Annotated in this window: 13 protein-coding genes; 11 read left to right on the plus strand and 2 right to left on the minus strand. The window is 60.5% G+C overall.

Annotation, left to right across the window (positions count from 1 at the left end):
• Positions 1–76: 76 nt before the first annotated feature.
• Together ACMFWR_RS30580 and ACMFWR_RS30585 are read left to right on the plus strand one after the other, a co-directional pair.
• Positions 77–1,360: a putative zinc-binding metallopeptidase gene (locus ACMFWR_RS30580; RefSeq protein WP_413196128.1), complete on the plus strand. Its 1,284-nt coding sequence runs from the start codon at positions 77–79 to the stop codon at positions 1,358–1,360.
• A 32-nt stretch (positions 1,361–1,392) separates the two neighbouring features.
• Positions 1,393–1,830 carry a cupin domain-containing protein gene (locus tag ACMFWR_RS30585; RefSeq protein ID WP_413196129.1) on the plus strand — a complete coding sequence of 146 codons (438 nt, stop codon included), beginning with the start codon at positions 1,393–1,395 and terminating at the stop codon, positions 1,828–1,830.
• Between the two features lie 147 nt (positions 1,831–1,977).
• On the opposite strand, the gene ACMFWR_RS30590 is transcribed toward ACMFWR_RS30585, so the two are convergent.
• Positions 1,978–3,339, minus strand: coding sequence for a polyhydroxyalkanoate depolymerase (locus tag ACMFWR_RS30590; RefSeq protein ID WP_413196130.1), 1,362 nt, complete (start codon positions 3,337–3,339; stop codon positions 1,978–1,980).
• Between the two features lie 266 nt (positions 3,340–3,605).
• On the opposite strand from ACMFWR_RS30590, the gene ACMFWR_RS30595 reads away from it, so the two are divergent.
• The 6 genes from ACMFWR_RS30595 to ACMFWR_RS30620 all read left to right on the plus strand — a co-directional run bounded on the left by ACMFWR_RS30595 (position 3,606) and on the right by ACMFWR_RS30620 (position 10,777).
• Positions 3,606–4,265 carry a glutathione S-transferase gene (locus tag ACMFWR_RS30595; RefSeq protein ID WP_413196131.1) on the plus strand — a complete coding sequence of 220 codons (660 nt, stop codon included), beginning with the start codon at positions 3,606–3,608 and terminating at the stop codon, positions 4,263–4,265.
• Between the two features lie 242 nt (positions 4,266–4,507).
• Complete coding sequence (locus ACMFWR_RS30600) at positions 4,508–5,815, plus strand: ABC transporter substrate-binding protein (protein WP_413196132.1); 1,308 nt, start codon at positions 4,508–4,510, stop codon at positions 5,813–5,815.
• A gap of 12 nt (positions 5,816–5,827) precedes the next feature.
• The gene (locus ACMFWR_RS30605) at positions 5,828–6,793 is read left to right on the plus strand and encodes a carbohydrate ABC transporter permease (RefSeq protein WP_413196133.1); all 966 of its coding nucleotides are present in this window, start codon (positions 5,828–5,830) and stop codon (positions 6,791–6,793) included.
• On the plus strand, positions 6,790–7,611 hold the full coding sequence (locus ACMFWR_RS30610; RefSeq protein ID WP_413196134.1) for a carbohydrate ABC transporter permease: 822 nt from the start codon (positions 6,790–6,792) through the stop codon (positions 7,609–7,611). Before ACMFWR_RS30605 ends, ACMFWR_RS30610 begins: the two co-directional genes overlap by 4 nt.
• A 5-nt stretch (positions 7,612–7,616) precedes the next feature.
• Positions 7,617–9,683, plus strand: coding sequence for an alpha-amylase family protein (locus ACMFWR_RS30615; protein ID WP_413196135.1), 2,067 nt, complete (start codon positions 7,617–7,619; stop codon positions 9,681–9,683).
• Between the two features lie 20 nt (positions 9,684–9,703).
• A complete protein-coding gene (locus ACMFWR_RS30620; protein ID WP_413196136.1) occupies positions 9,704–10,777 on the plus strand; it encodes a LacI family DNA-binding transcriptional regulator in 1,074 nt (357 codons plus the stop codon).
• Here the strand turns inward: ACMFWR_RS30620 and ACMFWR_RS30625 are convergent.
• Positions 10,774–11,334 (minus strand): DUF1003 domain-containing protein, encoded by a 561-nt coding sequence (locus ACMFWR_RS30625; protein ID WP_413196137.1) that lies wholly within the window; start codon positions 11,332–11,334, stop codon positions 10,774–10,776. The two genes, ACMFWR_RS30620 and ACMFWR_RS30625, sit on opposite strands and share 4 nt — an antisense overlap.
• 312 nt (positions 11,335–11,646) lie before the next feature.
• Here ACMFWR_RS30625 and ACMFWR_RS30630 point away from each other — a divergent pair, with 312 nt between their 5' ends.
• From ACMFWR_RS30630 to ACMFWR_RS30640, 3 genes are read left to right on the plus strand one after another with little or no spacing between them, the layout of a single operon-like run.
• Entirely contained in the window at positions 11,647–12,234 is a 588-nt protein-coding gene (locus ACMFWR_RS30630; RefSeq protein ID WP_413196138.1) for an RNA polymerase sigma factor, read from the plus strand.
• A gap of 12 nt (positions 12,235–12,246) precedes the next feature.
• Entirely contained in the window at positions 12,247–12,567 is a 321-nt protein-coding gene (locus ACMFWR_RS30635) for a hypothetical protein (protein WP_413196139.1), read from the plus strand.
• A 27-nt stretch (positions 12,568–12,594) separates the two neighbouring features.
• Positions 12,595–12,891 (plus strand): 4Fe-4S binding protein, encoded by a 297-nt coding sequence (locus ACMFWR_RS30640; RefSeq protein WP_413196140.1) that lies wholly within the window; start codon positions 12,595–12,597, stop codon positions 12,889–12,891.
• Positions 12,892–12,908: the final 17 nt, after the last annotated feature.

Consider the following 12,908-nt stretch of genomic DNA (forward strand, 5'->3'; position numbering starts at 1 on the left):
CGATATACCGCCGCCGATACACGGCCGTCGATGCGCCACTGTTCGAATCAGGCTGGTTCAACGCGCAGGAGCGCCCATGAAGACGTTTCACTGCAATCGATGCTCTCAACTGGTGTTTTTCGAAAACGTGCGCTGCGAGCGCTGCGAAGCGCTGCTCGGCTATGTACCTGAGCTTGGAGAGATCAGCGCATTCGAGCCCGCCGAAGAGGACGGGATCTGGCGCAGCCTGCACCCCGACGCGCAGGGCGGCTTGTATCGGCTCTGCGACAACTATGCGCTGCACAACGTGTGCAACTGGATGACGCCGGCGGCACAGCCGCACGGCTTGTGCCGCTCGTGTGAGCTGACCAAGGTCATCCCCAATCTGGCGTCGGAAGAGAACCGGTCCCGGTGGTACCGGCTCGAGACGGCGAAGCGTCGACTGCTCTATACGCTCGCCGTGCTGGGATTGCCGGTCGAGGCCAAGCACATCGAGTCCGGCGTCAGCGCAGCGTCTCCACCCGCGCCTTCACCTGCGCCATCGCCGGATACGGCCGTACTGCCCGAATCGCCCTCGCCAGTGGCCCCCGACGCGAACGTTCAGTCCGAGGCGCCGTCGACAGACGTCGCCACATTGCCGGAATCCGTTGAGGAGGCGCCGACGTCGAGTTCAGGCATTGTCTATTCGAGCGACGGCGTTGCGTTCGAATTTCTTGAGGACACAGCCGACGGCGACCGCGTCATGACCGGTCACGACCACGGCCTGATCACGCTCAATATCGCGGAAGCGGACGATGCGCGTCGCGAAGCCATCCGCGCGCAAATGCACGAGCCTTATCGGACACTGCTTGGCCATTTCCGTCATGAGATCGGTCACTACTATTTCGATCTGCTCGTGGCGAACACGCGCTGGAACGAGCCTTTTCGTGCAATGTTCGGCGACGAGCGCGCGGATTACGGCGAGGCGCTCGATCAGCATTACCGTGAGGGGTCCCCGCCGAACTGGTCGCAGTCATTTGTCAGCGCCTACGCGAGCGCGCATCCATGGGAGGATTGGGCCGAAACGTGGGCTCACTACCTGCATATGGTCGATACGCTTGACACGGCGACCTCATGCGGGCTCAAACTGATGCCTGACGATCCCGCTGCCCCGACGCTGCACGATACGTCGCCTGTTGAAGACGCCGCGTTCGATAGCCTGATGAAGCGATGGTTTCCGCTGACGTATGCGCTCAATAGCCTGAACCGGAGCCTGGGCATGCCAGACGGTTATCCGTTCACGCTGGCGCCTGCGGTCATCGAAAAGCTGCGTTTCGTGCACCGCGTGATCGCCGGCGGGGTGCCCGTTGTTTCGCCGCACATTGGAACAGGAAATGCTTGATTCGGGGCCGACCATCCGACAGGAGCCTTGCCATGTCTGCTCAACTTGCCACTGAGTTTTCGCACGTCAAACCGCAGGACACATCGTTTGTGGGTGAAGGGCTGCGTGATTTCTTCGTGTATCGCGATCTCGGCATCGCGCAAGCGACGCACGGCAAGGTGCTTGCGCAACTCGTGAAGGCGAATCACGCACCAGAGAAAGGCACGGGATGGCACCGTCATGAGGCCGAGTTCCATATCGTGCTGATGCTCAAGGGGTGGGCGAAGTTCATGTATGGCGACAAGGAGACACTCGTGTCCGCCGGGGATTGTGTGCATCAGTCGCCGGGCATCGTCCACTACCTCTTCGATTATTCGGAAGATATGGAGTACCTCGAAGTCGTCGGCCCCGCCGACTTCAAATCGATCGATGTCGAGGGGCCGTGCGAAGTGCCGGAACCCACGCCTTGGCCTACGGCCGTTGCGGAATAGGTTGGGGCGCGTCACCGCTACGGGAGCTCAAAACCTGGCGCGCGCGAAGCACCGGTTGCAGACGAGCCTATGACACGTAACCCGGTTCAGAAAGGGCGTGAATACGGCGCGAAGAGTTAGCGGCAGTCGAAGCAAGCGCTCCTGTTTTCAGGCAGCCCCCGACGAAGACGATGCTGCGGCGCTTGCCATGGCCGCTTTGGAAATCGCCTCGGCTTCGAGCATGGCGTGCAGCGAAAGCTGTTCGGCGCCCGCGCTCGTTGCCGATGCCGGCATGCGAACCGAGCGTGGCTCATTGTCGTGAATGACAGAGCGCACCATCGGGTAGATCTGCGACTCCCATTTGCGCCCGTTGAACACGCCATAGTGGCCGACGCCCGTCTGTACGTGATGCGTTTTCATATACGGACGCAGTCGCGAGCACAGCTCCTGCGCCGCAACCGTTTGACCGACCGCGCAAATGTCGTCCTTTTCTCCTTCGATCGTGAGGAGCGCCGTCCTTCGGATCGCCGCAGGCTCGACACGTCGATTGCCGACCATCAGTTCACCCTTGGGCAGCAGGTATTGCTGGAAGACCTGGCTGACCGTCTCGAGATAGAACTCGGCGGTCAGATCCGTCGTCGCGAAGTATTCCTCGTAGAAGGTGCGAATCGTATCGGCCTTCGCCGATTCGCCCTTTGCGCGCTCATAGTGCATATCGGCAAACGACGTGGCATGCCGGTTCGCATTCATCGACATGAACGCTGTGAGCTGGACGAAGCCCGGATACACGCGCCGCTGCGCCCCCTTGAAGCCGCTCGGCACCACGCTGATCAGATTCTTCTCGAACCACTCGATCGGTTTGCTGTTGGCCAGGTCGTTGACCTTGGTCGGGTTCACGCGGCAATCGATCGGGCCGGCCATCAAGGTCATGCTCGCCGGTTGCGCAGGATCGTCTGCCGCGGCCATCAGCGACACCGCGGCCAACGATGCGACCGTGGGCTGACAGATTGCAACGAGGTGCGAGTCGGGGCCGATCTTGCGGATAAACGAGATCACGTGCTCGACGTACTCCTGAAACCCGAAGCGGCCTGCCGACAGCGGAATGTCGCGTGGGTTGTGCCAGTCCGTGATGTAGACGTCATGGTCGGCGAGCATGGTCCGCACGGTGCCGCGCAGCAGCGTCGCAAAGTGCCCCGACATCGGCGCGACGATCAGCACACGCGGCTGAGGTGTTTTGACGGCTTTGCGAAAGTGCAGCAATGAGCCGAACGGTGTGCGGCGCACGACCTCCTCGACGATCTCGACGGGTTCGCCTTCGACCTCGACGCTGCCGATACCAAAGGGTGGCCGTGCGTGAGAAAGCCCGGCCATCTCGAGCAGCTCCCATGCTGCATCGAGGCTACGGCCGAGCGGGCTGGCCGCGAACTCCGGCCATGCGGCGAGCACCGCACGCTGGAGCGTCGCGCTCGTGCGAAGCGGCCGCATGGCGTCGGCGACGGCCTGATAGACCGGATAAGCGAGGAGGTTCATGAGGGGGAACCCATCGTGAGCATGGGTTCGGAAAGGCAATAGGTATGCCAGACGGTCGTTCATTGGCATGCTGCTTGCAGCCGGTGCGAAGACGATCCGTTACGCGACGCGTATCGCGGCAAGCTGGTGCATGAAGCGCTGATGAGGTGCGTTGTCGACGTGGCATGCGTCGCATTGGGGGCATCGGGAAACTTGAGCGACGACCTGGATCAAAGCGCGCGTCGGCCGATGCGCGACGATGGCTCTATTCATCCGCGGAGAACCGCATGACCGAATCGAAGACGACGTTGACGATCAGCAGCCACAACTATTCGTCGTGGTCGTTGCGTGGGTGGCTGCTTGCCCGGCTCAGTGGTCTCGACTTCGAGACTGTCGCAGTGCCCGTCGACGACGCCGCCGCGCGGGCCGAGCTGTTACTGCTTTCGCCCTCGATTCTCGTGCCGTGCCTGACGCACGAGGGCGTCAAGGTCTGGGACACGCTGGCGATCACCGAGTATTTGAATGAGATCCGGCCCGATGCACAGCTCTTGCCTGCCGATCGTAAGGCGCGTGCGCACTGCCGCGCGATCTGCGGCGAAATGCATTCGGGGTTCAGCGCACTGCGTTCGGCACTGCCGATGAACCTGCGCGGGTATTTTCCGAACTTCCGTATCTGGTCGCGTGCGCAGGACGATATCGAGCGCATCGTGACGATCTGGCGAGAGTGCCTCTCGCTCTACGGCGGGCCCTATTTGTTCGGTGCGATCTCTGCGGCAGACGCCATGTACGCGCCCGTTGTCACGCGCTTCCTGACCTATGACGTCAAGCTCGACAAGGATATTGCCGAGTACTGCAAGCGCATCCTCGACCTGCCTCAGCTTAAGGAGTGGATCCAGATCGCCAAAGCGGAGACCGAGGATATCGACGAGCTTGATGTCGAGTTCTAAGCGGCGTTAACGCCCTTAACTGCCTTAGCTGCATTGGCGCCAACCGCAGTCTTGGCGCTTCAAATCGCCTTCTTTGGCCCGAACCGTTGTTGGCGCGGTACGCGTTGCCTTGATCGGACGAACGCGGGTTAACCATTTCTTGTTCCGTTTGCTCCTAGTTGATAACGTTTCAATTAAATTGAAACGATGGCGCATGATGCCCATAACGGCCGTGCCAGCCATGACATCACAGGAGACAGACTATGAGTCGCGCAGGCGCAGCTTTGTCCGTATTCCGTCGTCGAGTGCTCTGCGAAGCCGCTGTCGTAGCGGTTTTTGCGGCCTCGATCCCTGTGTCGTCGTTTGCGAAGGACGCCAGTGGCGAACTCGTGCTCGTCAACTGGGAATCGGGTTCGGAAGCCGAAGTGATTCATGCGCTGGAAGCCGCGTTTCAAAAGAGCCATCCGGCGATCAAGATCCGCGAGATCAGCCTCACCGTGCAAGGCGACGCGCGCGGCCCGATTCGCACCGCGCTCATGGGGGGCGAAAAAGCGGATCTCCTGATCAACACCTGGCCCGCGTTTCGCGCCGAGCTTGCCGACGCCGGCATGTTGCGTCCGCTGGACGCCGAATGGAACGCCAACAAGTGGAGCGACAACCTCGGTGACGAGTGGAAGCGTCTCGGTCAATACAAGGGCGTCACGTATGGCGTGACCTATACGTTCGGAGATCGAAGCGGCATTTTCTATCGCACGGATGTGCTCAAGAAAGCCGGCATCAGCGCACCGCCCAAAACATGGAGCGAATTCCTCGCCACGTTCAAGCCGCTACGTGCCGCAGGCGTCACGCCGATCTCGATTCCAGGCAAGACGTGGGCACATGCTGAGTGGTTCGAGTCGTTGCTGCTGCGAATCGGCGGTGTCGATACGGCATCGAAACTCGCCGCGCACAAGATTCCGTGGACCGACCCGATCGTCAAATCGGCGCTGCACAAATACGCTGAAATGCTCAAGGCCGGTTGCTGTGACGATCCGAACCGGATGCTTGCAACGGATTGGGACAACGCAGCCGACGAAGTGCTCAAGGCCGGCACGCATGGCTACGACCTGATTGGCATGTGGGTGAACAATCGGGCGAAGGCTGACTATGGCCTCAAGGAAGGCCAGGACTACGGGCTGTTCCAGTTCCCCACGCTGGGGATGGGTCATGACGATACGACGAGCGTCGACACGAAGGAGTTCGTCGCGCTGAAATCGGGCTCCAACCCCGCTGCAGCCGACGCGTTTCTGACGTGGGTCACGGGCGGCGAAGCCGCGGCGATCGAAGCCCAGCGCGGACTCGTTTCGCCGTCGAACAAGGCGACGACGGCGCAGCTGAGCCCCGTCGCTGCCGCTTCCTCCAATGCGGTGAAGTCGTCGAAAACCCAGTTCGTGCTGGGCGATTTATTGCCGGGCGATCTTGTCGATGAATATCGCGTCCAGCTCCAGCATTTCCTTCAGGATCCGAGCGACGCCAATATCGACAAGGTGCTCGCCGCGATCGAGGAGAAGGCGAAGGACGCCTATAAATAGGGCCTGCGAGCGATGCATACGACTAATGCCGAGCGTGATCGCATTCGCGGCCGTGATCCCGATCGCGAGGGCGAGGGTTCCCCGTTGATGGCGAGGTCGAAGCGATTTCACTGGCCCGAAATCCCGGCGGCCTATCTGCTGATCGCCCCCGTTCTGATTCTGTTCGGATTCGCGGTGGCGTTTCCGCTTGTCGATACGATCCGGCTGAGCTTTTACGATATCAAGGGGCTTGGCGCATCGCACTACGTCGGCTTCGGTAACTACGTGAAGTTGTTTGACGACAGCAATTTCAGGCAGGCGCTTTCGACGACGTTGATCTGGACCGTCGCGACCACGGCATTGTCAGTCGGAATCGGCTGGGTCCTCGCTGTTTTGTGTTCGCTCGCACCACGCGCCACGCTTGTGCCGCGCGTGATGATCTTTTCCGCGTACGGGATTTCCGAGGCCGTGACGGGTTTTATCTGGCTCGGGATCTTTCGCCCCGATTCCGGTGGCCTGCTCAACGCGGGTTTGACGGCGATCGGACTGGGACACCTGTCTCATGCGTGGCTCGGCGACTCATCGACTGCGATCGCGGCGCTTGTCGTGGCCTATTCTTGGGCTCAGGCCGGCTTGCCGCTGATGCTGTGCTTCGCCGCAACCCAGGCCATCCCTTCGACGATTCTGGAGGCTGCGTATATCGACGGCGCGCGCGGCGTTTCGATCATGCGCTATATCGTGATGCCTCTGTCGCTGACGGGTGTACGGGTCTCGATCTTTATCAATTTGCTTGGCAGTCTTCGCGCGTTCGACACGATCTATGTGATGACCAACGGCGGCCCGGTGCGCTCGACTGAAACGCTCGGCTTCTTCATGTACCGCGAATCGATGACGCAATTCAAGCTGGGCTACGGCGCAGCTGCGACACTCGTGTTGCTGGTCGCCGTGCTCGTCGTGTCGATTCCCGCGATCATCCGACGCACCGCGGAGGTCAGATGAAACACGCCTCTTCGCGCTGGGTCACTGCGATCGTCAGTGTTGTTGCGTTTATCTGGGTCATACCGATCATCGGTATCGTGATCACGTCGCTTCGACCGGTCGATGAGGCGGCGCTAGGCTGGTGGACCACCAGCAAATTCACGTTGACGCTCGACGCGTGGCGCGCGGTATGGAGTCAGTACCCGCTCGTCGACGCATTCTGGGTCACCTTCAAACTGGCCGGGCTCGCTACGCTCGCCACGATGGTGCTGACGCCCGCAGCCGCCTACGCATTTCACTTTCTGCGTTTTCCGCTGCGTCGGACGATCCTGATCGTCATCGTCAATGCGTTCGTGTTGCCGCAGCAGGTCGTCATCATCCCGCTGTTTCAGTTATGGCGAGACTGGGGCCTTATCGACAACATCTTGTCGGTGCTGATCCCGTATGTCGGCCTGTCATTTGCGTGGTCGATCGTGGTCGTCAAGAACTTTCTTGAGGACTTTCCGCGTGAATTGATCGAAGCAGCACGTATGGATGGATGCGGGCCGATCGCAGTGTTCGGTTATGTCGTATTGCCCAACACGCTTGCGTCGATCAGCGCGGTGGGAATTCTCCAGTTTCTATGGTGCTGGAACTCGCTGCTTCTGCCGTTGCTGTATCTGCGCTCCGAGATTCCGCTTCCGGTGGTTTTCGCGCGCATCGCGGGCACGTTCGACGCGAACTGGAACCTGCGCGCCGCGGCAGCCATCATCACGGCCATCGTGCCGCTCCTGATCTTCATTCTCTTTCAACGACAATTCGCCGGCGGCGCGATGAGCCGTAGCGGCAGCAAGGAATAATCGTCATGACCCGTTCCGTGAAGCGCGACGTCAAGCCCCTTCGGTATCGCCAGATCCACCTTGATTTCCATACGTCCGAGCACATTCCCGACGTGGGCAAGCATTTCGATCCCGTTGACTTTGCCCAGACGCTCAAGCGCGCGCATGTCGATTCCGTCACGATCTTTGCCAAATGCCATCATGGCTGGTCTTACTATCCGACCAAGGTGGGCCGTGTCCATCCGAATCTGAGCCGCCCTGATCTGATGGGCGACATGATCAAGGCGCTCAACGCAGCGGACATTGAGTCGCCTGTCTATATCACGGTGCAATGGGACGAACAGACGGCGCGCGAACACCCGGAGTGGCGCGTGCTCTCGGCAACCAACGCATACAGCCGCGAGTTCGCGGCAGATCGTTCGAGTGCGAAGCAATTGAGCCCCGCGTGGCATTCGCTTTGCCTGAACCACGCACCGCTGCGCAAGCAGATCCTCGATCAGGCACGCGAGGTCGCGTCGAACTACGATATCCCGGGGCTTTTCTTCGATATCGTGATTGCAAAGGATTGTGTGTGTGAGGCGTGCATCGAGCGCATGCTGGAGAATGGACTCGACCCGGAAAACCCGCATGACCGGTTCATCAACGACGAAGCGGTGCTCGCGCAATTCCGTGACGAAACGAGTTCGGCTTTGTTTAAGGAATTCCCGAAGCTGCGCGTGTTCTATAACGCGGGGCATATCGCCAAGGCCGGACCCGAGCGATTCAAGGACTACACGCATCTCGAGCTCGAAAGTCTTCCAACGGGCGGCTGGGGCTATAACCACTTTCCGACGAGCGCACGCTATGCGGCCACACTCGGACTCGACTTCCTCGCCCACACCGGCAAGTTCCATTCGAGCTGGGGTGAGTTCGGTGGGTTCAAGCATCCCGACGCGCTTGAATACGAATGCGCACAGATGATCGCGCTCGGCTCCAAGTGCCTGGTCGGCGACCAGTTGCATCCGGTCGGTGCGATCGATCACAGCACCTATGAACGCATTGCGCCTGCGTATGCACGCATTGCGAAACTTGAGCCCTTCGCGGAAGGCGCCAGACAGGTCTCCGAGATCGCCATCCTGTCGGCCGAGCATATGAACCCGGGAACCGCCCGGAACAACCCGAGCGACGACGGTGCGGTACAGATGCTGCTCGAGATGCACCGTCCTTTTGATGTCATTGATCGTGAAGCGCGATTTGAAGACTATCGGTTGCTGGTGCTGCCTGACGAGATTCGCGTCGATCGTGCGCTCGCCGATCGCCTGAACGCGTATGTGGCGGGGGGCGGCAAGATCATTGCGTCGTGGCACTCGGGACAAGGTGAAGACGATGCGTTCGCGGTCGATTTCGGCCTGAGTATTGATGCCGGGACGACAGGCTTCTGGCCGAGCTACGTTGAGATGGAAGCCGGCCTCGACCCGCATATCCCGGGCAGTCCTGTTGTCTTCTATGACGATGCGCTGCGCGTGAGCGCCCGGGGGGCGCACGTGCTCGGAGAAATTCGTCCGCCATACTTCAATCGCACTTACCGGCACTTTTGCTCGCACGTGCACGCGCCAGACGATGTGAACGCCGAGCCGTTGGGTGTAGCCGTGTCGGTGCACAACGGTGCCGCGTACATCGCGTATCCCGTCTTCAGGCTGTATCGCGCTGTCGGGCAGCCCATCTATCGGCACATCGTCAATGCGTTGATCGACAAGTTGATGCCTCGTCCCGCGGTGAGCACCGATCTTCCGACCTCGGGGCGGTTATCGCTGATGCATCAAGCGGATAAAAACCGGCATGTGTTGCACTTGCTTTACGGCGCTCCGCAACTGCGAGGCCAGGCGATGCCGATGGATGGCGGGGGCACGCGCGTGATGGAGATGATCGAGGACATTCCGGCGATCGGCCCTGTGACGGCCACCGTCCGTCTCGCTCAAAAGCCGGCCCGCTTGTATGATGCGCTGTCCGGCCAAGCCCTCGACTGGACCATCGATGCCGACGGCGCAGTGAAGGTCACGCTGCCGCGTCTGCATATTCACGCGGCCATCGCGTTCGAGGGTGAACCACACTGATCACGAAGCTCTGGTAGTCCATGGAAGACGATACTCTGAACGATGGTGGCAAGACGCGCTCCGCGACGATCGTCGATGTCGCGAAACGGGCGAATGTCGCCATCGGAACCGTATCGCGCTACCTCAATGGTTTTCCGATTCGTCGCGCCAATCGCGAGCAGATCGAGGAAGCGATCCAGGCACTTCGCTTCAAGCGCAACGCGGCGGCTGTCGCGATGAAGACCGATGTGACGCATGTGGTCGGTCTGCTTGCCAATTCGTTCGATGATTTTCATGGCGCCATGCTCGAGCATCTGTCGCGTGCATTGCGTCGCGACGGCAGGGCGCTGCTCATTTATTGCCATGGCGGCGACACGCGCCTGATGGATGACGGGATCGACTACTTCTCGACCCAGCGCATCGATGCCCTCGTCATGTCGGGCGTCGAGCGTCTATTCGATCGAGTCGATCAGCTTGTCGAAGAGGGCGTGCCCGTCGTGCTTTACGACAATGATCTCGCTGGTCTCAAAGCCGATCGCGTCTTCGTGAACAATCGCGAAGCTTCGTATCATGCAGTCAGGCACTTGCTCGATATCGGCCATCGCCGTATTGGTACGCTGATGGGGCGGCTTTCGGATAGCGCGGCGAACGAGCGCCATCTCGGGTACTGCGACGCGTTGTCCGAGCGCGGCATCGAGATTGATCCGGCCTACTCGGCGCCTGGACACTGGAGCATGGTTGGCGGGACCGATGCAACCCGGCAACTGATGCAGTTGCCAGAGCCGCCGACGGCGATCTTCTCGGCGAACTATCCGATGACGCTTGGCGCGCTGCGCTACTTCAAGGACGCGAAAATCCGCATGCCCGACGACGTGTCTGTCGTGTCGTTCGACGATCTGCCGCTGTTCGGGCTGCATGAGCCTGGCATTACCGTGGTCGCACAGCCGATCCACACCATTGCGCAGACGATTGCCGATGTCATCGAGCGCAGGCTTCGTGGATCGGCGGACACGCCGTTCAGCACCACGAGCCTGCGGTGCGAGGTGATACTTCGCGCATCGACGAAGCCGGCCCAGGATACCGGCCTGGATCGTCGGCCTGGATCTTCAGCTTAGCTCGCTGGCTTTTCGCCCCGTATCGCCAACTGAGTCTGCACTTGCAGCGTGAGCGCTTCAATGCGCTCGCTCAGCGCTTTCGTCAGCTCGGTCAGTTCAGTGTTCTGCTGGAGCAGCTTGACGATCTGTTCGTTTTGTTCCTGCGCGAATATCTGGCGCTGCGTCGCTGCATCTGCGAGGTCTTCACGATGCCGTGCGTCCGCATCGGCATGGGCTTTGTCACGATCGGCCTGCCGTGTCTGCGCAAGCAGAATCAGCGGGGCGGCGTAGGCTGCCTGTAAACTGAACGCCAGGTTCAGCAAGATGAACGGGTACACGTCGAATTTCGTGAACCCGAGCATATTGACCGCGATCCACACCGCGACAATGATGGTTTGCGCCACGAGGAAGGTCGGCGTGCCGAAGAAGCGCGCGAACGCCTCGGCCTTCAACGCAAACCAGTCGTCGCCGAAGACAGACGTCAAATGGACGTGCGGCATGTGGAAGCGGTAGTGAAATCCCTTGTTCATATCGTCGGGTGCTTTGGGGAGGGTGGATTGGGCGCGATCGTCGTTCATGATGAGTATTCCAATGTTCGGACCGGATCGGCAAAGGGCGATTGCAAGGCTTGCGCAAGGCAGTCGCAAGTCAATTGCGAGGCAGCCCGCGCAGCTGCGCAATCGGCGTCACGAGTCTAGGGCACGCGATGCAAAACCGGCAATGCGAATGATCAATCTTCGCCCGCAACATCGCACGACGAGGACGGCGAACACAGATACAGAGGCGCTTGTCGGCTGCGTACACAGCGTTCGCAAGCGCCTCACCCGGCGGCCCGAAAATAATTTCGCATCTTTCGACAATATCCGCGCTCGTGAATCGTCTTTACGAGCATGGAACCTCTGTCCACCCCGACAACGATGACCGAGCGAGACCGTGAGATCGATGCCACCGTCGTGCGCGAGCGCACGCGGTTGCGCGATTTCATTCGCCGGCGGATTGCCGATACGGGCGAAGCCGAAGACATCCTTCAGGATGTATTTCATGAATTCGTTCAGGCCTATCGTCTGCCCGAGCCGATCGAGCAGGTGAGTGCGTGGCTCTTTCGTGTAGCGCGTAACCGGATCATCGACCGGTTCCGCAAGAAGCGCGAGCAGCCGATGCCTACGGCGAAGGCCGAGCCCGATACCGGTGATCCGGATAGCGAGTACCGGCTCGACCTCGAGCTGCCTTCGTACTACGACGGGCCCGAAGCGGCGTATGCGCGACGGGTGCTGATCGATGCGCTGTGGGAGGCATTGGACGAGTTGCCGGCGAATCAGCGCGATGTCTTTGTCGCGCATGAACTCGACGGCAAGTCGTTCAAGACGCTGTCGCAGGAAACGGGCGTGGGGATCAATACATTACTGGCGCGCAAGCGCTACGCCGTACTGCACTTGCGCGAGCGGCTGCAAGGCTACTACGGCGCGCTCGATCAATAGGGAGAAAGTCAGATGCGTTGGAGATTGTGGATTGTCGGGAAGGTGTTGCTGGTGCTCGTCGCGATCGCGGTACTCGCTTATGTGGTGATGGGGCTGTGGAACTGGGTCATGCCCGCGCTGTTCACCGGTGCGCACACGATCGACTTCGCCCATGCCATCGGGCTGCTTGTGCTGAGCCGGGTGCTCTTCGGCGGCTTTCGCGGACACGGCGGTCACGCTCGCTGGAAGTATCGGCAGTGGGAGCGCTGGGAACAGATGACGCCCGAGGAACGCGAGAAGTTTCAGCAAGGCATGCAGGCGATGCGCGGCCGCCGTGGCTGGCGTTGTCACTAAACGACCTTCGAACGGGAGTGCTCAGCCATGGATACGTTTGTGTCGGAGTCATGCAAACGCGACCCCGGCGTGATGGTGCCGGTCGTGAACCTGAATCGTTGCGAAGGGAAGGGGGCGTGTGCGGCGGTGTGCCCGGAGCATGTGTTCGAAGTCCGTCGTATTGACGATGACGACTATCAGAATCTCGGGCCTTTGCAGCGATTCAAGATCCGGGTGCACGGTTTTCAGGTCGCCTACACGCCGAACGCGGATGCGTGCCGGGCCTGTGGGAAATGTGTGGGCGCGTGCCCGGAGCGTGCGATTTCACTGGTTCGCATGCGTTAATCACGCACCCACGGTCA

The sequence above is a fragment of the Pararobbsia alpina genome (assembly GCF_965118125.1).
GTDB lineage: Bacteria > Pseudomonadota > Gammaproteobacteria > Burkholderiales > Burkholderiaceae > Pararobbsia > Pararobbsia alpina_A.

What these genes read in the sequence shown, in the direction of transcription:
- ACMFWR_RS30640 (WP_413196140.1), top strand. Translation starts at nt 12,595, where the DNA reads ATGGATACGTTTGTGTCGGAGTCATGCAAACGCGACCCCGGCGTGATG.
- ACMFWR_RS30595 (WP_413196131.1), top strand. Translation starts at nt 3,606, where the DNA reads ATGACCGAATCGAAGACGACGTTGACGATCAGCAGCCACAACTATTCG.
- ACMFWR_RS30590 (WP_413196130.1), bottom strand. Translation starts at nt 3,339, where the DNA reads ATGAACCTCCTCGCTTATCCGGTCTATCAGGCCGTCGCCGACGCCATG.
- ACMFWR_RS30585 (WP_413196129.1), top strand. Translation starts at nt 1,393, where the DNA reads ATGTCTGCTCAACTTGCCACTGAGTTTTCGCACGTCAAACCGCAGGAC.
- ACMFWR_RS30580 (WP_413196128.1), top strand. Translation starts at nt 77, where the DNA reads ATGAAGACGTTTCACTGCAATCGATGCTCTCAACTGGTGTTTTTCGAA.
- ACMFWR_RS30635 (WP_413196139.1), top strand. Translation starts at nt 12,247, where the DNA reads ATGCGTTGGAGATTGTGGATTGTCGGGAAGGTGTTGCTGGTGCTCGTC.
- ACMFWR_RS30625 (WP_413196137.1), bottom strand. Translation starts at nt 11,334, where the DNA reads ATGAACGACGATCGCGCCCAATCCACCCTCCCCAAAGCACCCGACGAT.
- ACMFWR_RS30605 (WP_413196133.1), top strand. Translation starts at nt 5,828, where the DNA reads ATGCATACGACTAATGCCGAGCGTGATCGCATTCGCGGCCGTGATCCC.
- ACMFWR_RS30615 (WP_413196135.1), top strand. Translation starts at nt 7,617, where the DNA reads ATGACCCGTTCCGTGAAGCGCGACGTCAAGCCCCTTCGGTATCGCCAG.
- ACMFWR_RS30630 (WP_413196138.1), top strand. Translation starts at nt 11,647, where the DNA reads ATGGAACCTCTGTCCACCCCGACAACGATGACCGAGCGAGACCGTGAG.
- ACMFWR_RS30620 (WP_413196136.1), top strand. Translation starts at nt 9,704, where the DNA reads ATGGAAGACGATACTCTGAACGATGGTGGCAAGACGCGCTCCGCGACG.
- ACMFWR_RS30600 (WP_413196132.1), top strand. Translation starts at nt 4,508, where the DNA reads ATGAGTCGCGCAGGCGCAGCTTTGTCCGTATTCCGTCGTCGAGTGCTC.
- ACMFWR_RS30610 (WP_413196134.1), top strand. Translation starts at nt 6,790, where the DNA reads ATGAAACACGCCTCTTCGCGCTGGGTCACTGCGATCGTCAGTGTTGTT.